This window comes from Vibrio sp. 10N.261.45.E2 (assembly GCF_002875705.1).
Taxonomy (GTDB): Bacteria; Pseudomonadota; Gammaproteobacteria; order Enterobacterales; family Vibrionaceae; genus Vibrio.
Window position 1 is genome coordinate 106,250 of record NZ_MCZZ01000093.1, and the last position, 20,959, is coordinate 127,208.

The following is a 20,959-nucleotide window of genomic DNA, read 5'->3' on the forward strand; positions in this document are numbered from 1 at the left end:
AAATTATTATAATTATAGCTTTAATAGCTGTAAGCAATATGAAGTAAGAGTGAGATTACAACATGTGGAAATGGCTCCATCCCTATGCCAAAGCAGAAACCTCTTATCAGCTTGCTGGTAAACTTTTGCCATGGTTTTCGATCCTCGCGTTATTGTGTCTATCCGTCGGTACCGTGTGGGGGCTTGCATTTGCGCCTTCTGATTACCAGCAGGGCGATAGCTTCCGTATCATCTACATCCATGTTCCGTCTGCAATCTGGTCTATGGGCGTTTACATGTCGATGGCGATTGCTGCCTTTATCGGCTTGGTATGGCAGGTAAGGCTATCAGACATGGCCGCGTTGGCGATGGCACCAATTGGTGCTGTATTTACCTTCATTGCACTATTAACTGGTGCTGTTTGGGGTAAACCAATGTGGGGTGCTTGGTGGGTTTGGGATGCGCGTTTAACCTCAGAGCTTATTCTTCTATTCCTATACCTGGGTGTGATTGCACTACACCACGCTTTTGATGATCAAAAAACCGCGGCGAAAGCAGCCGGCATTTTGGCTATCGTTGGTGTTATCAACCTACCTATCATTCACTTTTCAGTGGAGTGGTGGAACACACTTCACCAAGGCGCGACGATCACTAAATTCGATAAGCCTTCTATTTCAAGTGACATGCTCTGGCCGCTTCTTCTTAACATCTTTGGCTTCGCCTTTTTCTTTGGTGCTGTGACTATGGTTCGTTTCCGTAACGAAATCATTAGTAAAGAGAGTCACCGTCCATGGGTTCGTAAGCTTGCGGCTGAAAAAGCGTAGTAGGGTAGGTAATTATGTATTTTGAATCTTTGAGTGATTTCTTTGCCATGGGAGGTTATGCCTCTTATGTATGGAGCGCATTTGGAATCACATTTCTCGCGATGATCATTTTACTGGTCGTAAGCGTTCGTCGTGGTAAGCAATTACTAAATGAAGTACAAGCTAAGATTGATCGTCAAGCTCGTATCGATGCAGCAAAAAATATGGAGAACACTCTATGAACCCAAGACGTAAAAAGAGGCTGGGCATTGTCTTAGCGATCTTTTTTGGTATCAGTGCGACTGTTGGATTGATGGTTTACGCACTTAACCAGAACATGGATCTGTTCTACACGCCAACTGAGCTGGTTAACGGCAAAGACGGTAAAAAACCTGAGGTTGGTCAACGCCTACGTATTGGTGGCATGGTCGTAGTCGGCTCTGTAAGCCGTGACAATGAATCTCTACGTGTAAGCTTTGATTTGCAAGATGTAGGCCCTAAAGTAACGATTCTATACGATGGTATCCTTCCTGATCTTTTCCGCGAAGGCCAAGGTATTGTTGCTCAGGGTGTCCTTAAAGATGCAACGACAATCGAAGCGTTTGAGGTGTTGGCAAAGCACGATGAAGAGTACATGCCTTCTGAAGTTGCTGAAGCAATGAAGAAAACCCATGAGCCTTTGCAATACACGACTGAACAAAAAGAAGGAAAAGCTCAATGATAGCCGAGATCGGCCATTTTGCGATGATCCTGTCCTTGGGACTTGCATTGCTGCTGAGCGTGCTCCCACTGTATGGAGCCGCTCGAAATAACACATTATTGATGAACAGCGCACGACCGTTGTCGTGGGGTATGTTCGGATTCTTAGCGATTTCGTTCTTTATCTTATGTTACGCGTTCTACACTAATGATTTTACGATTCAATACGTAGCAAGTAACTCAAACAGCCAACTGCCTTGGTATTACCGAATTACGGCGGTTTGGGGTGCTCACGAAGGTTCACTGCTGCTTTGGGTTCTTATCCAAGCCGGTTGGACGGTTGCAGTAGCGACATTCAGCCGTGGTATGCCTCAAGAGTCTGTGGCTCGCGTACTGGCTATTATGGGTTTGATTACTGTCGGCTTCTTGCTGTTTATTATCGTAACGTCTAACCCGTTCCTACGTACGTTGCCTTTCTTCCCTGTTGATGGCCGTGACTTGAACCCGCTCTTGCAAGACCCGGGCTTGATCATTCACCCGCCAATGCTTTACATGGGTTATGTAGGTTTCTCGGTAGCGTTCTCTTTTGCAATCGCTTCTCTAATGAGCGGTCGTTTAGATACGGCATGGGCTCGTTGGTCTCGTCCTTGGACAATCGCTGCTTGGTTATTCCTAACGGTAGGTATCGCACTAGGCTCATGGTGGGCTTACTACGAACTTGGCTGGGGTGGCTGGTGGTTCTGGGATCCAGTAGAAAACGCTTCATTCATGCCTTGGTTGGCAGGTACTGCATTAATGCACTCACTTGCGGTAACCGAAAAGCGTGGCACATTTAAAGCTTGGACAGTATTGCTGGCTATCTCTGCATTCTCGCTAAGCCTACTGGGTACATTCTTAGTTCGTTCGGGCATCTTGGTATCGGTTCACGCATTCGCGTCGGATCCTGCTCGTGGTATGTTTATTCTAGGTTTCCTAGTCTTTGTTATCGGTGGTTCGCTGCTGTTGTTCGCGGTTAAAGGTGCATCGGTTCGTGTTCGCGGTAACTTCGATTTGGTTTCTCGTGAAAATGCACTACTGGGTAACAACATCTTATTGATTGCAGCGCTTGTCGTTGTGTTAGTTGGTACGCTATTACCATTAGTTCACAAACAGTTAGGCTTGGGCTCGGTATCTATCGGTGCTCCATTCTTCGACATGTTGTTCTTCTGGTTAATGATTCCGTTCTCGTTCTTACTGGGTATCGGTCCTCTGATCCGCTGGAAACGTGACAACCTGTCTAAGCTTGTTAAACCAATGCTGATTTCAGGTGCATTCGCACTTGGCTTGAGTGCTCTAATGGTGACAATGCTAGCTGACCGCTTTAGTGGTACTGCGTTTGCCGGTTGGGTGATGGCATTCTGGATCATCTTCATGCACGGTTTTGAACTGCATGAACGTGCGACTCACCGTCATAGCTTTATGAAAGGTCTAACTAAGCTACCTCGTAGCCACTGGGCGATGGTGTGTGGTCACATCGGTTTAGCGGTAACGGTAATCGGTATCGCAATGGTGCAGAACTACAGCATTGAACGCGATGTTCGTCTAGCGCCAGGTGAAAGCTACCAACTTGAAGAATACAGCTTCCTGTTTACAGGGGTTCGTGACAAAGATGGTCCTAACTACGATGGTTACATTGCTGACTTCGAAATTACGAAAGAAGGCAAGTACATCAATACGCTTCACGCTGAAAAGCGCTTTTACACGACGGCTAAGTCTATGATGACAGAAGCTGCGATTGACCGTGGCGTGACGCGCGACCTTTACATCGCTATGGGTGAACGTTTAGACGACAACAAATCTTGGGCTGTACGTATCTACTACAAACCATTTGTACGTTGGATCTGGGCGGGTTCTTTGATCATGTCTCTTGGTGGTGCTATTGCTATCAGTGACCGTCGCTACCGTTTCCGTAAGCCAACCAAAAAGTCGGCTAAAGAGCAGGAGGCTTAATTAGAATGAACAAGAAGATTTTATTCATTCCATTGATTGCGTTCATGGTTCTAGCTGGAATCTTTGCAACGCAATTGATGCGCAACCAGTCGGGCGATGACCCGACTAAGCTTGAATCCGTATTGATTGGTAAGCCTGTTCCTGAGTTCGGTCTAGAAGACTTAGAGCAACCAGGTAAGTTTCATGATCAAGCAATCTTTAAAGGTGAGCCGCTGCTTCTTAATGTGTGGGCGACTTGGTGTCCTACTTGTTATGCCGAGCACTCTTACCTGAACAAGCTTGCGGATCAAGGTGTTAAGATCATTGGTCTGAACTACAAAGATGATCGCAACAAAGCGGTTGGTTGGTTAAAAGAGCTGGGTAACCCTTATCTAATCAGCTTGTTTGATGGTAATGGCATGTTAGGCCTTGACCTTGGCGTGTACGGCGCTCCTGAAACCTTCCTAATCGATGCTAACGGTGTGGTTCGTTACCGCCATGTTGGTGACGTGAACCCAACCAACTGGGCATCGACGCTTGAGCCTATGTATCAAGAGTTGTTGGAGGAAGCGAAATGATTAAAAAGGCACTGATTGCTCTGTTTGCTACTTTCGCAATTTCAGCGACTGTTTCTGCTGCGCCCATCGAATTCCACGAATTTGATACCGTGGATCAAGAACAGCAGTTCAAAGAGTTGAGCAACACGCTCCGTTGCCCTAAATGTCAGAACAACACGATTGGTGATTCGAACGCAGAGCTCGCGGTGGACTTACGCCAGAAAGTGTACGAAATGACAAAAGACGGCAAGTCAAAGCAAGATATCATTGATTACATGATTGCTCGCTACGGTAACTTCGTTACTTACAACCCACCGCTGACACTGGCAACTTCAATTCTTTGGGTTGGTCCATTTGCGGTCGTTGTGTTTGGTTTCGGTTTGATTATTTTACGAAGCAGAAAGTCAAAGTCGAAAGCCGTAGAGTCAGATAAAGACTGGGATGCAGACAAAGAAGCTCGCTTAAAAGCGTTACTCGACGATGAGAACGACGGAGATAAGAAGTAATGACTCTATTTTGGATTTCTACCATTATCCTTTCGCTAGCGGCAATTTTATTAATTGTTCTGCCCTTCATTAATAAGAAGGCGAACAATGACGAAATGCTTCGCGATGAGTTGAACAAAGCATTCTATAAAGACCGTCTTATTGAGTTAGAAGTAGAAGCAGAAGAAGGGCTTGTTGATAATCAACAAGAACTGATCGCTGATTTGAAACAGTCTCTACTGGATGATGTGCCTGCTCAGCAAGAGATGAAGAAGACTCAGATTTCAACGCTTGGTGTGGTTGTACCGTCGATCATCCTTGTCGTAGTTGTGACCTATGGTATGTACTTTAAGTTTGGTGCATTGGACAAAGTTCAACACTGGCAAGAAGTGAGTTCAAACCTTCCTGAATTGTCTAAAAAACTTATGTCATCGGAAGGCGGTGCATTAACGGATGACGAACTGGAAGATTTGACTCTAGCACTTCGTACCCGTCTACATTACCAACCAAAAGATTCAACTGGTTGGTTGCTATTAGGTCGTATTGCACTGGCTAACCGCGACGCTGAAACAGCAAAAGATTCTATGGAACGAGCTTACAAGCTTGAACCTAAGAATGAAGATGTTCAGTTAGGTTTTGCACAAGCACTGATGCTTTCTCCTGATGAAGCTGATCAAAACCAAGCTCGCTTGATTTTGAGCCGATTGATTCAAAACGACTACGTCGACCTTCGCGTGTTCTCACTGCTAGCGTTTGATGCGTTTGAGCGTCAAGACTATCCAGGTGCTGTGAAGTATTGGAGCATCATGCAGCAAATGATTGGTCCACAAGACAGTCGCTACGAAATGCTTTCGCGCAGTATTGAAAGTGCTCAACAGAAAATGGGCGACGCTATGGGTGTCGATCAAGGTAAGACTGTTGCTGTAACACTAGACCTTTCTGCTGATGTGAACGCAGATCCTAACTCTGTGTTAATCGTGTCAGTACACAGAGCTGATGGTTCTCCAATGCCTATCGCTGCGGCTCGTTATCCACTAGGGACTTTCCCTCGTACTGTTGTGCTTGATGATGGCAACAGCATGATGGAAGGGCAAAAGTTGTCTAGCCTTGAATCTCTGATGGTTAGAGCTAGGCTTGATACAGATGGCAACGTTTCAACTCGCGACGGTGATTGGTTCGGTGAAAGTGAAGTGGTAGAACTGGGTGCGCCAGTGACCATTGATATCAATAAGCAATATTAATCATCACTTTGCATAGGTGTTAGCTATTCCGATTTGTAGGTAAACGGTATAGACTTAGCCAAACAATTGAGGCCAGCGATTGCTGGCCTTTTTTATTATTTGAATTCCTTATGGAAAAGGTGATATGTCTGCCAGTGTTTTAAGACTCTCGAGTTTACTTTTTATCGCAAGCTTAACGGTTGGGTGTTCAAGTGCGCCGGACGAAAGTGTTAGCGATGATAACCTCGAAACCTCTGAATACGTCGAAGAGTCCCACCCGAATGATCCTTTTGAAGGCTTCAACCGCGCGATGTGGGATATCAATTACGAATATCTAGACCCTTATCTGGTTCGCCCTGTTTCCCTCGCTTATGTTGACTACACCCCTGTGCCAGTGCGTTCTGGTATATCCAATTTTCTAGCCAACTTAGACGAGCCATCAAGCATGGTGAACAACCTTATTATGGGCAACGGTGAAAAAGCACTCGACCATTTCAATCGTTTTTGGATTAACTCAACGATCGGTCTGTTAGGCTTAATCGATATTGCTAGTGAGGCAGGGATCACCAAGTACGATGATAAGTCGTTCTCTGATGCGATAGGCCATTATGGGGTAGGGAATGGTCCGTACTTTATGGTACCGGGTTATGGTCCATTAACAACGCGTGAAGTAACTGAAACTGTCGATGGTTTGTATGTCCCTCTGTCGTTCTTGAACTTCTGGGCAAGCTTAGGCAAGTGGGCATTTGAAGGCATGGAAACCCGCGCTCAGCTAGTATCACAAGAAGCGCTATTGGATGACTCTCCGGATCCGTATGCGTTAACACGTGATGTTTACATTCAACGTCGTGACTTCAAAGCTGAGATTGAACCCGAAGAGGTAGACCTTGAAGAAGAAGATTTCATTGATGGTTATCTAGAAGATTACTAGAAATACGATTTAGATAATCGATAAAAGAAAGGCTCGATGTTGTATCAACATCGAGCCTTTTTAATGCTTTCTACTTTTAGAACAGTAGATTAGAAGCGGTAGTTAGCTTGTACACCGACTAGCCAAACATTACCCGTTGTTGTACCAACAAATTGACCGCCAACTGCTTCTGCAGCGTCGTCAGATGCATAACCACGAGACTCAGTGATTGGCGCATCTTTAGCAATGATGTAAGTAAAGCCAGCGTCTAATGAAAGTTGCTCAGACCATTGGTAACCAGCACCAATACTTAACCAAGTGCGGTCTGTTTCTGGAATCGTGATGGTACGGTTTTTGTCACTTACAGCAGAAGTATCGTAAGCTACACCTGTACGCAGTGCTAGTTTAGGGTCAACTTGGTAAGTCGCGCCTAGAGCTAGTCGGTAGTTGTCTTCCCAGTTCTCAACCTTAACTGTATGGCTACCGTAGTTGTTTAGCTCTGCCTGTAGTTTCTCGAAAGAGCTCCAATCAGTCCAGTTGAAGCTAGCATGAACGGCTAATTCTTTTGTTAGCTGGTGGAAGCTCGCAAGCTCCGCTGTAGCTGGGAGAGCTAGCATCATGTGACCATTGTCACGTTGACCCGATGCTAAGCCAAAGCCAATGCCTTCAGCATGGCCTTCTAATTTAAGTTCAACCTCAGACTTGTAGGCAAAACCGATACGGTTATTCTCGTTGATCTGCCAAGCGGTACCAACTTGCCAACCCCAAGCTGTATCGTCACCTTCCATGTATTTCAGTGTTGTGCCTTCTGGGGCTCCGATTGCATTTTTTGCTGGTGTTGTTGCGCCAAAGCTACCTTCTCCCATCACATATCGAATACCACCACCAACACTTACTTGTTCAACAATTTGATAAGCAAAGTTTAGGTTAGCTTCTTTAGTGATTACGCTTGCTTCGTTACCGAAGTGAGAAGCGTTGAAATCATCACCTAAGTTGGTTTCCATGCCGTAGTTCGTGCCAAATGCAAAACCGATAGCAAACTTCTCGTTGTAACGGTGAGAAATGTAAAGGTTCGGGATAATTGCGTCATCTGCGAAATCGTTTGAAGATGCTTGGCTTGTACCGATTGCAGGGTGAGCGTGGTTTACTTCTCCTTTAACATCAATGTTTGGGTTTACGTAGATGCCACCAACAGAAACTTGAGTACCTTCTAGGTAAGTCAGCATTGCAGGGTTACGCCATTGTGCGTCTGCACCGTCAGCCATTGCTGCTTCACCAGCATACGCACGGCCTAGGCCTGTTGCTGAGTATTCTGCTAGTTGAAAACCTGCAGCTTGAGTCACAGTAGAAGTTGAAAGTAGTCCAACTGCCACTGCAGCAGATAGAAGTGTCTTATTCATTTTCATTATTATGTTCGCTGAATCATAAGTATTTAGTGGCGTGATTCTACTTTTAGAGTCATTACTTTAAAAACGAAATTCGAATAAAACAGTGTTTTAGGGATTTAATGAGTAATTGTGACTAATTATTAGGTAAATAGTCTGAATGTTTCGGCTGTGTTGCGGAATTTGAGCGTACACTTGTAGTCATATATTGACCTTGCAGGCTACAGCTGTAAGCTTAAATTTATATTGGTCAGTGGTTTAGGCAACAAAAAAGGGTCGCATAAAGCGACCCTTAAAGATAATAATCTTAGCTTATATTAGAAGCTGTAGCTGTATTGAATACCCGCCAGAATAGCATCTGCGTGAGTCGTTGCTGTTAGTGCACCATCACCTTCAGTCACATCTACATCTTCACCTAGTAGGTAAGTAAAGCCGAAGTCAACAGTATGCTGCTGTTGGAATGCGTATGTGAAACCTGCAGAGAACCATTGACGATCAGAATCAGGAACAGAAATTGAAGTTACTTTATCTTGAGCTGCTGTATCGTACATATAACCAGCACGTAGAGTCCAAGCATCGTTCAGGAAGTAAGTACCACCGATTGCGTAGTGCCAACCGTCTTGCCATTGGTAGTTACCAATTTCTTGCTTACCAGCAACAGAATCTGCCTCTAGAGTGTCAAATGTGCTCCAGCCAATCCATTGAACAGAGTAGTGAACTGCAAACTTAGTATCTTTAATCTCGTGGTAACCAGAGAACTCAGCCATACTAGGCAAAGATAGGTATAACGTATCTAGTGGAAGTGCACCACCTAAAGTCATATCGCCATCAGCTTCAATTTCAGGACTGTAATGGTAAGAAAGACCAAAGCGGTTTGCTGAATCAAGTTCATATACCGCACCGATATTCCATCCTAGACCAATGCCATCCGCGTCAATTGACGCTAGGTTAGATGTGCTAGTTTCGCCTGTTGAAGGGTTAGTCGTTGTTAAATTACGTTCAAGTTTACCACTGCCTTGAATGATATCTAAACCAGCACCAACAGAGAATTGCTCGTTAACACGGTAGGAAGCTGATAGCGCGTAATTAATGCTCTTAATTTCGGTTGTTCCGCCAAATGCAGACACTCCAGTGTGTGCACCGCCCAAGGCGCTGCTTGAACCAAAGCTGCTATCAAAATTGTTAGTTGTACCAAAGTTTGAGTAGATGCCTGCACCAAATGCCCACTGGTCATTTAGACGGTGGATATAGTAGATATTAGGAACCGGAGTGCCACTACTGTTGTTTGCGCTATCTACAGGCACTGTGCCGCCTGCTTTTACATTTGTAACATCGATGTCAGTTTCGATGTAGTTGATACCAGCAGAAAACTGAGATGAATCGAACAGAGACATTGCTGCAGAGTTACGAGCCATAACTGAAGCGTTATCTGCGATTACCGCATCACCAGCGAAAGCACGACCAAGGCCGGTAGCTGATTGTGAGTTAAGTTGGAAACCTGCTGCCATCGCTTGCGAAGACGCCAGTGTAATTGTTACTGCTAAAAGAGACTTTTTAAACAGACGCGTGTTGTTGGTAGTCATTCATTTATTCCTTTATGTATCCGCCTCTACAGGGCGATTAATTTGAGCAATTGCTCAATGGTGGCTGATCCTATTCCCAAGTATACGATATACAAATCCGACCATTGGGAAATTTGAGTGGAAAATTATGGAAATGACGTCTATCTGGCACGAAAATGGTGCTAAATGCTGTTTTTTAGAGTTTTAACTCTAGAGGTATTTATCTTGTGAATGGTTTGGTGGTTTATCTATAAATAAAGCCCAGCAATATCAGTGATATACTTGCTGGGCCTTTTATTGCGGGGCTTTGAGAGCAAATTAGCTCATTGGTTTGATCATTTTTGTCAGCTTTTCGGCGATTTTGGAAACATCCTCACCATCTTCACCCACAAGGATCAGGCTACTGTTATCGATTGGTGTAACTGAACCAGACATGCCTTTTTCGTCAAAATCGACGGCTTTGTCTGTTGGGATTCCAGTTAAAAACAGAGTGACTTTACCTTTCTCACCTTGGAAGACCATGTGCATTGCATTGGACTTACCAAAACCACAATGGTTCAAGTAATACACGTGATAAGGAAATGCCTCATCGAATTGGTATGCAAATGGGTTCATTTTGGCGTTGATCTGCTGTGATGTAACCTGTTCATCGATGGAACTAACGAAGCTCTTTTCATCAACTACATGTTTCATCGCGGTATCGACCAAACTTGCTTGGGCCGGAGATACGAGTGCATTTCCCCAGTTGACTTGGCCAACCAATAAACCGGCCATAAATGCTACAGAAGCCGCCATTGCCATCGCTCGCCTTGCAAAAGTAGGTCTTACTACTTTGCTTTCTTCGCTTGAGGTCTGATTGAACAGAATGCGATCCGCAAGATCGTCGGGCACATCCACATTCATTGCTGAGTGGATCTGCTTATCAAGCGAAAGTACGTCGTCTAAGAATTTACTGTTGGCTTCGCTATTCGCGGTTGCATCAATAATATCTTGTTTACGTTGTTTAGGTTCTGACAATACACGACGACGAAATTCTAAATCATCCATTATGTTGCCCCCTCTCTGCTTCTTCTGTATCCAACAGCTCTTTCAACTGATTTCGAGCTCTGAATAAACGTGTCATCACCGTGTTTTTGTTGAGATCGAGAATATCGGCAATCTCATCACCACTAAAACCACCAATCACTTGCAGGAAGAGAGGCTCACGGTAATCGATTTCAAGTTTCATGATCTGGGCTTGTAACCATTGGTGTTGATGGTGAGGGTCGTCACTGACACTAGCATCGTTACCGTGATCGTCGATATCAACCAGATCAAACTGTTTGCGTTCAAAACGCCGAGCATTCTCGCGCCTCAAGATAGTAATCAGCCAAGATTTCGCGGCTTTTTCATCTTGTAGACTATCGAGTGACTTCCATGCGCGAAGGCAAGTTTCTTGAACTAAATCTTCGGCAATGCTTTTGTCTTTGCATAACCAATAGGCGTAGCGAAAGAGGTCACGATGATAGGCACGCACGAGTGCTTCGTATTTTCTTTGTTTGTCCATATCAGAGTTGACCGGACTCTTTGCTGTTTTCTTTCCAAACATTTTTATTATTGACACACGAGCCTCCATAATTGCTCTGCGTATAGCTGTCCTCTATACGTTGTGCTTCGTTTTTATATTTTTAGAGCTAACAATCGGCAGGAAATCGTAAAATCACATTAAAATTGATCTACTTCAAAATCTAAGGCCTCGAACCCGTTATAGTACACCTTGTCGTCTAGTTAGTCATTCGTGGCTAGCATGTTGAGCAAGACGACACTTCCTTTTGAAGGCTGACTTTACTTTCTCCTAATCAGGAAACTGATTATTTCAATTGGCGCTAAGTTAATTGCTTTATATACATTCCGACCACACAGCTTTGTGTGGTTTTTTTTTGCCTCAAGAAAACCATTCTCTACATTACGATAACAGTCTTTGCTTACAATAGTTTAGTCTCCTACGACAACCTTTCCCCCAAAAAGGTTCGCCTGAATGTGCAGTTATATTTTCAAACAGTGAGATACTCGTATCACGTTTATTTAAACGCTCGTTTGATTTAATTAACAACTTCTTTACAATGCTTCAGGTCAGACCTCTTAACTTTAAGGAGAAACCATGGGCAAACAGGAAGTCAAAACGCGTTCTGGAGAACGTGTTGCCGTTGTCGCTGGATTACGAACCCCATTCGCTCGTCAGAGCACAGAATTTAGCCAAGTGCCTGCGGTTGACCTAGGCAAAATGGTGGTGAGCGAAATGCTTGCAAGAACTGATGTTGATCCTGCGCTTATCGAACAAGTCGTGTTCGGCCAGGTAGTGCAAATGCCAGAAGCCCCGAACATTGCGCGTGAAATCGTATTGGGCACAGGTATGGACATCAATACTGATGCCTACAGTGTCACCCGAGCGTGTGCGACCAGTTTCCAAGCTGCAGTTAACGTAACCGAAAGCATTATGGCTGGCACGATTGATGTCGGTATTGCAGGCGGTGCGGATTCCTCTTCTGTATTGCCTATTGGTGTTTCGAAAAAGTTAGCGGCGAACTTATTAGCGCTGAGCAAAACGAAAACAATGGGTCAAAAGCTGAAAATTCTCAAAACACTTTCAGTAAAAGATTTGATGCCAGTGCCACCAGCGGTTGCTGAATACTCGACAGGTTTATCCATGGGACAAACTGCCGAACAGATGGCGAAGACACATGGTATTACTCGCGAAGCTCAAGATACACTTGCTCATCGTTCTCACTCTTTGGCTTCTCAAGCATGGAAAGAAGGGAAAATAAAAGATGAAGTGATGACGGCTTTCCCAGCACCTTATAAAAAATATTTAGCGGAAGATAACAACATTCGCCATGATTCAACCGTTGAAGGTTACGCTAAATTACGCCCTGCATTCGATAGAAAGTACGGCAGTGTTACGGCCGCCAATGCAACGCCTCTTACTGATGGTGGTGCAGCGGTGATGTTGATGCGCGAAGGCAAAGCGAAAGAACTAGGTTTAGAAGTGTTGGGTTATATCCGCGGATATGCATTTTCAGCGATTGGTGTTGAAACCGATATGTTGATGGGGCCAACTTACGCGACCTCACAGGTATTAAAGAATACAGGTCTAGAACTGTCTGATCTGGCGCTTATTGAGATGCATGAAGCATTTGCCGCTCAAGTACTGGCTAACGTCAAAATGTTTGCAAGCGATGAATTTGCTCAGAAGAATCTTGGCCGTGACAAAGCGATCGGTGAGATTGATATGGAGAAATTCAACGTACTGGGTAGTTCCATTGCTTACGGACACCCGTTTGCTGCGACTGGTGCGCGCATGATGACTCAAACACTGCGTGAACTGAAACGTCGCGGTGGCGGCTTGGCACTGAACACAGCTTGTGCGGCTGGTGGTTTAGGTGCAGCAATGATCTTGGAGGTAGAATAATGTCTACGACTCTTGATGCAACAACAGAAAAAGAAACAGTCGCTCAACCAGATTCAACGTCAGCGACTGAATCAACCAAAAAGAAAGCGACAGCATTTACTCTTAATATCGATGAGCAAGATATTGCTTGGTTAGCGATTGATGTGCCAAACGAGAAAATGAACACGCTGCAAGCTGCGTTTGCTGAAGAAATGAAAGCCATTTTTGAGCAGTTGAAAGAGAAACAAAGTCGAGTAAAAGGCTTGATAGTCCATTCACTGAAGCCAGATAATTTTATCGCAGGTGCTGACGTTCGAATGCTTGATGCATGTAAAAGCGCTGACGAAGCACAGTCTCTAGCTCGTCAAGGGCAAGAAATGTTCCAAACATTGTCAGACTTGCCTTATCCCGTAGTCGCAGCGATTCACGGTCCATGTTTAGGTGGCGGTTTAGAACTTGCGCTGGCATGTGATTACCGTGTATGTACCGACTCAGACAAGACTCGTCTTGGTTTGCCAGAAGTTCAGTTAGGTTTGTTGCCTGGCTCTGGTGGTACACAGCGTCTTCCTCGCCTTATCGGTTTGCTGCCTTCTCTTGACCTTATTCTTACGGGTAAGCAGTTGCGTGCTAAGAAAGCGAAATCGCTCGGTGTTGTCGATGCTTGTGTGCCAGAAACTATCTTGCTTGAAGTCGCTAAGAGCTTTGTTGAAAAGAACTCAGGCGGTAAAAAAGGTAAGCGTTTGGCGTCTAAAAGCCAAGCTTCGACCAAAGAGAAACTGATTTCACGCAATGGCCTTGGCCGTAAAGTGATTTTCGAACAAGCAGCGAAAAAGACTAATCAAAAAACTCGCGGTAATTACCCGGCTGCGGATGCAATTCTAGATGTGATTCGCTATGGCTTAGAGAATGGATTTGATAAAGGCCTTCAGTACGAAGCGAAGCGTTTCTCTGAACTGGTGATGACAGCTGAATCTAAAGCCCTTCGTTCTATTTTCTTTGCTACTACTGAAATGAAAAAAGAGCACGGTGCAGATGCAGAACCTAAAGCGGTTAAGCGTGTTGGTGTGCTGGGCGGCGGTCTAATGGGCGCTGGCATTAGCCATGTAAGCGTTGCAAAAGCTAAGGTTCCGGTTCGTATTAAAGACGTATCGAATGAAGGCGTACTGAACGCGCTGAACTACAACTTTAAGTTGTTCGATAAGCAGCGTAAGCGTCGCATTCTGACTAAAGCTGGTCTCGAAAGTAAGATGCTTCAGCTTTCTGGTGGTATCGACTTTACGAGTTTTAATCACACCGATGTGGTAATTGAAGCGGTCTTTGAAGACCTCGATCTTAAGCAATCGATGATTGCCGACATTGAAGCCAATGCGAAGCCAGAGACGATATTTGCGACGAACACTTCTTCACTGCCAATCCATAAGATTGCAGAGAAGGCACAGCGACCAGAAAACGTGGTTGGTCTTCACTATTTCAGCCCTGCAGATAAAATGCCATTGGTTGAAGTTATTCCTCATGAAACAACGTCAGAAGAGACGATTTCGACAGTTGTTGCATTAGCGAAGAAGCAAGGCAAAACGCCAATTGTTGTTAAAGACACGGCGGGTTTCTATGTCAACCGTATTCTTGCGCCTTACATGAACGAAGCTGCGCATTTATTGCTAGCGAATGAACCTATTGAGAAGCTCGACAGCGTGTTACTTGATTTCGGTTTCCCTGTTGGCCCAATTACCTTACTTGATGAAGTAGGTGTCGATATCGGTGCGAAGATTATTCCGATTCTAGTGAATGAACTAGGCGACCGTTTCCAAGGTCCTGATGTGTTCGATATTCTTTTGAATGACAACCGTAAAGGCCGTAAGAGTGGTAAAGGTTTCTACACCTATAAGGGTAAGAAGAAGGAAGTCGATAAGTCAGTTTACAAGCTGCTTAAACTGCAACCAGACCCTAAGTTGAGTGATAACGATATCGCAATGCGCTGTGTGCTTCCTATGCTCAACGAAGCGGTTCGTTGTCTAGATGATGGCATTATTCGCAGCCCTCGTGATGGCGATATTGGTGCTATTTTCGGCATCGGTTTCCCTCCATTCTTAGGTGGTCCTTTCCGCTACATGGATCAAGTTGGCATTAAGTCTCTGGTTGAGATGATGAACGACTTTGCTACGAAATACGGTGATCGTTTTGCGCCCTGTGATGGCCTGCTGACACGTGCTGGATTGGGTGAATCTTTTTATAAGTAACGCTCTCCACAAGTAACGTTCTAGTACATTGATTATCAAACCCGTATCAAGCAGCTGATGCGGGTTTTTTTGTGTCTGTAGCTTTTATGGTCAGTTAATTTACTCAATATAGATTCCTACTCAGTCGTTCCTCTTTCTCGGGAATGACAGGGGAGGTTGGTGCGACTGAATGAGAATGTAAGTGGCAGAAGTTCTCAACTGAATCCTTCACTCTATCTAGGGAATAATGGCAGAGTGTGTTGTGTGCTGGCTGTGAGAAATGAGAAATGAGAAATAAGTTGGGTAAGCTCGCGATGTTAGTTATAAATCGAACCCATCGTCACCTCCTAGAGCGACGAAGGAGCGTAAAGGGGATCTGCTTTTTTACTTCACCCAACAAAAAAGGTTGATGCTTTCACATCAACCTTATGATTTTTAACGCAGTTTTATTAGCCAAGCTCACAGTCTTTAGGGCGTAACTGAAACTCGTCAATTGAGCCAATCTCAACACCTGCCGACAACTTCTCTTCCTCATTATGAGCATCGCCGTGAGCATGCATAATCAGACGATTTGCCGTACGAGGTTTAAGTTGGCTAACCACAAAACGCATCATGTCTGAGCGTGTTAGGCCTTTAAGGTCTTCCAACACATGCTCTCTCTGATTGAATTCCAAGTCCTTATTGCCTATCGCAACCCATAAGCGCTGAGCGCGACCACGCAGGGTGGTATCTGGCGTTGAAATCTGATTCCAGAGGCCGCGTTTACTGCTGTGCCATTGATAGTCGTTAAGCTCCAACAGCACCATGTAAAAGGCATTAAGGAACTCATCTATCGAAGCTAATAGGTCTGCGGGTGCCGCATTGGGTGACTGCACGTATAACACAATACCTGGGTGTCGGTTTAACGGCATATTGCCAGTGCCAACCATATAGCCTAGTTGCTGCTTGGTACGAATCTCATGGAAGAAAGTGGCTGACATCAAATGGTTCGCTAATGAATACAGCGCAATATTTTTAGGCGAAATATCGGCACACTGGTAGTAAACCACGATGGCTGAATCATCTTGATTACATACGACTTCGCGTTGGAAGCTGCCGTTTTCGCCCAACATGATTAACGGGCGTAGTGACTCTTCGTAAGCTTGGTCTTGAACTCGTAATGCATCTTTTAGCGTTTCAGCCATCTTGTGCGCATCGGCTTTTTTCCAGTCGCCATACACAAACATTTCAACATGCAGCTCTGCCAAAATAGCTTGAACAAAAGAAGAAAGTTCATCGACCTCTATTGTTTCTAGCGCTTCAATTAAAACGGAATAGGGCGGGTTATTTGGCTGTAAGACTCCCGTCATCGCATTAAACAGCTGCGAAATAGGACGATCTTGCGACGCGTTATTCCAGTTTCTGAGCAATTGATGCTTAATTGTTTCAAAGCGTGTTGGACTAAAGTCGCGTGCTTGGAAGCGCTCTAGGATCATATTGAGCAGTTGTGGTTGCTTTTCGCTGAATCCAGATAGAGTGAGTGTTACACCGCCCTGGTGGGTATACATGTTATAGCCCATGCCAGCAATCTCAGCTTGATACGTGTCTTTTTCAAGCGAGTCTAAGAACATCTCTACACACAAGCGTGTTTTAACGATGTTTCTCGGGGTGGCGACTGAGTGTGGGCTATCGATAGCGATATACACCACACCTTTAGGTACTCGAAATTGATGGTCTTGTAGGTGCCACAACTTAAAGCCGTCCAGTTCTTCTAACAGCTGCGGGTGTTCAGCATCACCTTCGAGTTCAGCAGGGTCTAAGTCGTAGCAAATAAATGGGTTTCTACTTGGAAGCTCAAACTTCCAGCCGGGGTTGATGCATGTAAAGCTTTGGGTCTGATCAGGGCTAAAAGGCGTGACGGAATAGGGCGTAAAGTACCACTTCGCTTCTCTGTCATATTCGAAGCCTTGAGCAACGATGGTTACTCGCATGTTGTCGACAGATAAGTAGGGAAGCAAAGAGCGTTGTAACTCTTCGTCAAAGTGCGACATTTTGTAATCGCCATACACCACATCTTGCTCTTGATAGTGCTGCATGTTGATAACAAGATGACTGACAACATCGAGCGGTCTTGAGGGCTCTTGAAACCGGAATGCGGACTCTAAAACGGCGCGCTTTTCGAGATAACGCCACTCTTCGATGCCTTGTTGTTCAATTAATTTGATGTACTGAAATACTGCTTGGACGATGTTATCGGTTTTGGTTAAACCTTCGGTGGTCAATGAGCAACTGATCGTGAAGTCACGATAGTTACTGCCACTTGCGCCGCCACCTGCCGAGAGGGAGGTAATCCAACCTTTATCTTTCAGCTGCATCATCAAACTGCCTTCGCCTTCGTAACCGATAAGGTGTGCAAAGAATGATAATGGCTTAACGCCGTAGTGCTCGTCCATGCTTGGCATCGGGAAAGTTAAGATAAGTTTGCGTACTTCTTTTATCGGCTTAACGTGTATTTGTACCCCTGTGCTTAACTCGCCAACAATCGATATATCAACCTTCTTGCCTTGTAGGTTGTGATTGGTGATTGAGCTAAACCGATCCTCAACCCAGCTTTGCATCTCATCTAATGATTGATTGCCAGACAACGTTAATGTCATCAGATCGGCTGAATATTGTTGCTGGTGGAAAGCCAATATCTCTTGTCGAATCGTTTCGCCGTTTCGGTCACCTAACGTCTCGATATTACCGACAGAAAACTTCGAGAATGGGTGATTGTGATTCACCAGCTCTTTGGTCACTTGGTACAAGCGCCGCGAGTCGTCGTTGAGTTTCATTTTGTATTCTGAGTCAACGGCTTGGCGTTCTTTATCTAGTGCTTCTTCGTTAAAAAGTGGTGCTGTAAAAAATTGGCTGAAGCGATTGAGTGCGGTTTCAAAGGCATTCAATTCAACATCAAAAAAGAAGCAGGTGTGTTCGGTTCCTGTCCAGGCGTTGTTGCTACCGCCATGTTGGCTGATAAAACTTTGGAACTCTCCGACCTTTGGATACTTTTCAGTTCCCAAAAATAGCATATGCTCTAAGTAGTGCGCTAAACCCTCTCGGTCGGTAGGGTCATCAAAATGCCCGACATTAACGGCGAGTGCGGCTGCAGCTTTTTGAGCGTTCTGATCGTGAACTAACAGTACTCGCAATCCGTTATCCAAGGTTACGTAACGGTATTGATGTTCATCATTAGGGCTTAAATGCACAGAAGCATCTCCAGAGAAGGTGGTTTTTAAATTATGTACGCGATGATTTGAGGTGCAAACCTTGCGATCATATTTTGGGATATGAAGAGCTTTTTGGCGACTTCTAAATCACTTTTATCGATTTTTATCAGTGATTTATTTTCTTTTAATAAGATTGTTAAGAAAGTCGAACTCTTTAGCAAGTGACTTGATATAATTATTTATATAGACTGCGGTTTCTCTAGTTTGAGAGCCAAACGCTAAGTAGCGTATCGCTGATATGGGATATATCGACTTTCGAAATGTTACGTAGACAGGACTGAACATGAAAATATTCATAATGCGACACGGTGAAGCAGAACATTTTGCGGACTCGGATGCAGAACGAGCGTTAACCAAGCGCGGAAAAATGGCATCTCTTGCAGTGGCTCAAGCTGCAAATGAGCAGGGGATTAGTCAATTCGATAAAGTGCTTGTGAGCCCATATTTAAGGGCCCAGGAAACGTGGTTAGAAATCTCTCAGGCGTTTTCTGGAGAGAAAGTAGAAACCTGTGATGATATTACGCCTTATGGAATGTCCGACGACGTGTTTGATTTGACCTTAGCAATGGCAGAAGTAGAAAAACTAGAGACCATTTTATTTGTTTCTCATTTACCTCTAGTGGGCTACTTAACAGCGGAATTTGCAACGGGCATGGCACCACCTATGTTTCCGACGTCAGGTTTGGCTTGCATTGAATTCGACCTTGAGACACAAAAAGGTGAGTTACTTTGGAACATCAATCCATAGTCGAGGTTTTATCTAACCTGGACGCTAAGAGATAACAAAGAAAAGGGCACCTCAATTATTTGAGGTGCCCTTTTCTGTTTTTGACGTTGGAGGGAATGAATAGCGAGTCAGAGTTATTTGTCTGGAATAGCAAGCAAAACCAACAATGCCCCGTTACCACCGAACTCTAAAGGTGCTTGGTGAAAAGCCATCACGTCGGGGTGCTGCGCTAACCACAAAGGCACCTTCTGTTTAAGGATGTGTTTACCGATACCGTGCTAAACACAGGCACACGCCACGCTCTCTTTCACGCAGTGCGCAATCATGGCACCTAACTCGCGTTTCGCTTCTTGTTGAGTCATACCGTGCATATCAAGATACACATCAGGTACGTAGACACCACGACGCAAGCGCTTCACCTCATATTTAGAGACATCATCACGCGCATAACGTGTTGGGCCTTCTTCGCTAAGATGCGGAATGAACTCATCCGAGAAATAAAACTCGCTATCACTGGCTTGTCTTGCCGTGCGAGTAATTTCTTTTTGCTTGGCATTTCTTTTTGGCTGCTGGACTATGGTATCCTGTTGCAACTTTTTAACGCCCTTTACTGCATCGTTGAATAGGGCGAAATCGTCATCGAAGTCGGTGTCTTTTTTGCTCATCAGGTTATGAATTCTAATTAGAAACGTAATTAGCAGTATTGTAGCGCTTTTCGGAGACAATTTTGGATAAGATTTTTGTAGAAGAAGCGGTATCAGAACTACACACGCTTCAAGATGTGATTCGTTGGACTGTTAGTCGCTTTAACGCAGCGGGCCTTTTTTATGGTCACGGCACTGATAACGCGTGGGATGAGGCGGTACAACTTATTTTACCTACTCTTTATCTGCCGATTGATGTTCCTTCGCATGTTATGAACTCTCGTCTAACGAGCAGCGAACGTCTGCGTATTGTTGAGCGCGTAATCAAGCGTATCAATGATCGTACACCAACGGCTTACCTAACCAACAAAGCTTGGTTCTGTGGTCTCGAGTTCTTCGTTGATGAACGCGTTCTTGTGCCTCGTTCGCCAATTGGTGAGTTGATCGAAGCTCAATTCCAACCTTGGTTAACTGAAGAGCCAACACGCATCATGGACCTTTGTACGGGTAGTGGCTGTATTGCTATTGCTTGTGCTCATGCATTCCCTGACGCTGAAGTAGACGCGATTGATATCTCTACTGACGCATTGCAAGTTGCTGAGCAGAACGTTCAAGATCACGGCATGGAGCAGCAAGTGTTCCCAATCCGTTCAGATCTTTTCCGTGATTTGCCAAAAGAGAAATACAACCTGATCGTATCGAATCCACCTTACGTGGACGAAGAAGATATGAACAGCTTGCCAGAAGAGTTTACTCATGAACCAGAACTTGGCCTAGCGGCAGGTACTGATGGTCTTAAACTGGTTCGCCGTATTCTGTCTAACGCACCAGATTACCTAACTGATGATGGTATCTTGATCTGTGAAGTAGGTAACTCAATGGTTCACATGATGGATCAGTACCCAGAGATTCCATTTACTTGGATTGAATTCTCTAACGGTGGCCATGGCGTATTCATGATCACTCGCGAGCAGCTTGTTGCTTGTGCAGATGAGTTCTCAATCTACAAAGACTAAATCGCTTTAGTTAGATAGGGATATCAGTTAACAACTGAATAAACCCTCTCGGTATTAATTCAAACGCTATGCAGCAATGTATGGCGTTTTTTATGGTTCATCGCGGATTAGCG

At 44.7% G+C, this 20,959-nt stretch carries 17 protein-coding genes and 1 pseudogene; 12 read left to right on the top strand and 6 right to left on the bottom strand.

Annotated elements, in window-relative coordinates:
* Window positions 1–62 precede the first annotated feature (62 nt).
* The 8 genes from BCT34_RS05425 to BCT34_RS05460 all read left to right on the top strand — a co-directional run bounded on the left by BCT34_RS05425 (window position 63) and on the right by BCT34_RS05460 (window position 6,642).
* Window positions 63–803, top strand: a complete 741-nt coding sequence (locus BCT34_RS05425; RefSeq protein WP_017064107.1) for a heme ABC transporter permease — start codon at window positions 63–65, stop codon at window positions 801–803.
* A 14-nt stretch (window positions 804–817) separates the two neighbouring features.
* Complete coding sequence (gene ccmD, locus BCT34_RS05430) at window positions 818–1,024, top strand: heme exporter protein CcmD (protein WP_009848525.1); 207 nt, start codon at window positions 818–820, stop codon at window positions 1,022–1,024.
* Window positions 1,021–1,503 carry a cytochrome c maturation protein CcmE gene (ccmE, locus tag BCT34_RS05435; RefSeq protein ID WP_017631756.1) on the top strand — a complete coding sequence of 161 codons (483 nt, stop codon included), beginning with the start codon at window positions 1,021–1,023 and terminating at the stop codon, window positions 1,501–1,503. Before ccmD ends, ccmE begins: the two co-directional genes overlap by 4 nt.
* Window positions 1,500–3,470 carry a heme lyase CcmF/NrfE family subunit gene (locus tag BCT34_RS05440; protein WP_076653474.1) on the top strand — a complete coding sequence of 657 codons (1,971 nt, stop codon included), beginning with the start codon at window positions 1,500–1,502 and terminating at the stop codon, window positions 3,468–3,470. The genes ccmE and BCT34_RS05440 overlap by 4 nt, the downstream gene beginning before the upstream one ends.
* 5 nt (window positions 3,471–3,475) lie before the next feature.
* Complete coding sequence (locus tag BCT34_RS05445) at window positions 3,476–4,027, top strand: DsbE family thiol:disulfide interchange protein (protein WP_076653477.1); 552 nt, start codon at window positions 3,476–3,478, stop codon at window positions 4,025–4,027.
* On the top strand, window positions 4,024–4,512 hold the full coding sequence (locus BCT34_RS05450; protein ID WP_076653480.1) for a cytochrome c-type biogenesis protein: 489 nt from the start codon (window positions 4,024–4,026) through the stop codon (window positions 4,510–4,512). Before BCT34_RS05445 ends, BCT34_RS05450 begins: the two co-directional genes overlap by 4 nt.
* Window positions 4,512–5,732: a c-type cytochrome biogenesis protein CcmI gene (gene ccmI / locus BCT34_RS05455; RefSeq protein ID WP_076653482.1), complete on the top strand. Its 1,221-nt coding sequence runs from the start codon at window positions 4,512–4,514 to the stop codon at window positions 5,730–5,732. Before BCT34_RS05450 ends, ccmI begins: the two co-directional genes overlap by 1 nt.
* Before the next feature lie 124 nt (window positions 5,733–5,856).
* Window positions 5,857–6,642 carry an MlaA family lipoprotein gene (locus BCT34_RS05460; RefSeq protein WP_076653484.1) on the top strand — a complete coding sequence of 262 codons (786 nt, stop codon included), beginning with the start codon at window positions 5,857–5,859 and terminating at the stop codon, window positions 6,640–6,642.
* An 89-nt stretch (window positions 6,643–6,731) separates the two neighbouring features.
* On the opposite strand, the gene BCT34_RS05465 is transcribed toward BCT34_RS05460, so the two are convergent.
* From BCT34_RS05465 to BCT34_RS05480, 4 genes are all read right to left on the bottom strand, one after another.
* Window positions 6,732–8,027, bottom strand: coding sequence for an outer membrane protein transport protein (locus BCT34_RS05465; protein ID WP_076653486.1), 1,296 nt, complete (start codon window positions 8,025–8,027; stop codon window positions 6,732–6,734).
* 296 nt (window positions 8,028–8,323) lie between these two features.
* Window positions 8,324–9,589 (bottom strand): OmpP1/FadL family transporter, encoded by a 1,266-nt coding sequence (locus BCT34_RS05470; protein WP_076653489.1) that lies wholly within the window; start codon window positions 9,587–9,589, stop codon window positions 8,324–8,326.
* 297 nt (window positions 9,590–9,886) lie between these two features.
* Window positions 9,887–10,615, bottom strand: coding sequence for a DUF3379 domain-containing protein (locus tag BCT34_RS05475; RefSeq protein WP_076653491.1), 729 nt, complete (start codon window positions 10,613–10,615; stop codon window positions 9,887–9,889).
* Entirely contained in the window at window positions 10,608–11,183 is a 576-nt protein-coding gene (locus BCT34_RS05480; RefSeq protein ID WP_076653494.1) for a sigma-70 family RNA polymerase sigma factor, read from the bottom strand. The genes BCT34_RS05475 and BCT34_RS05480 overlap by 8 nt, the downstream gene beginning before the upstream one ends.
* 525 nt (window positions 11,184–11,708) lie before the next feature.
* Between BCT34_RS05480 and fadI the strand changes: the two genes are divergently transcribed.
* Both fadI and fadJ read left to right on the top strand, forming a co-directional pair.
* Window positions 11,709–13,016 (top strand): acetyl-CoA C-acyltransferase FadI, encoded by a 1,308-nt coding sequence (fadI, locus tag BCT34_RS05485; RefSeq protein ID WP_076653497.1) that lies wholly within the window; start codon window positions 11,709–11,711, stop codon window positions 13,014–13,016.
* Window positions 13,016–15,232: a fatty acid oxidation complex subunit alpha FadJ gene (gene fadJ, locus BCT34_RS05490; RefSeq protein ID WP_076653500.1), complete on the top strand. Its 2,217-nt coding sequence runs from the start codon at window positions 13,016–13,018 to the stop codon at window positions 15,230–15,232. The genes fadI and fadJ overlap by 1 nt, the downstream gene beginning before the upstream one ends.
* 428 nt (window positions 15,233–15,660) lie before the next feature.
* Here the strand turns inward: fadJ and BCT34_RS05495 are convergent, their stop codons facing one another.
* Window positions 15,661–18,438, bottom strand: coding sequence for an insulinase family protein (locus tag BCT34_RS05495; protein WP_076653502.1), 2,778 nt, complete (start codon window positions 18,436–18,438; stop codon window positions 15,661–15,663).
* Between the two features lie 304 nt (window positions 18,439–18,742).
* Here BCT34_RS05495 and sixA point away from each other — a divergent pair, with 304 nt between their 5' ends.
* Complete coding sequence (gene sixA, locus BCT34_RS05500; protein WP_076653504.1) at window positions 18,743–19,207, top strand: phosphohistidine phosphatase SixA; 465 nt, start codon at window positions 18,743–18,745, stop codon at window positions 19,205–19,207.
* 113 nt (window positions 19,208–19,320) lie between these two features.
* Here the strand turns inward: sixA and smrB are convergent.
* Window positions 19,321–19,851, bottom strand: a pseudogene (smrB, locus tag BCT34_RS05505) (endonuclease SmrB).
* Window positions 19,852–19,913: 62 nt separating this feature from the next.
* Between smrB and prmB the strand changes: the two are divergent.
* Window positions 19,914–20,846 (top strand): 50S ribosomal protein L3 N(5)-glutamine methyltransferase, encoded by a 933-nt coding sequence (prmB, locus tag BCT34_RS05510; RefSeq protein ID WP_054548177.1) that lies wholly within the window; start codon window positions 19,914–19,916, stop codon window positions 20,844–20,846.
* Window positions 20,847–20,959 lie beyond the last annotated feature (113 nt).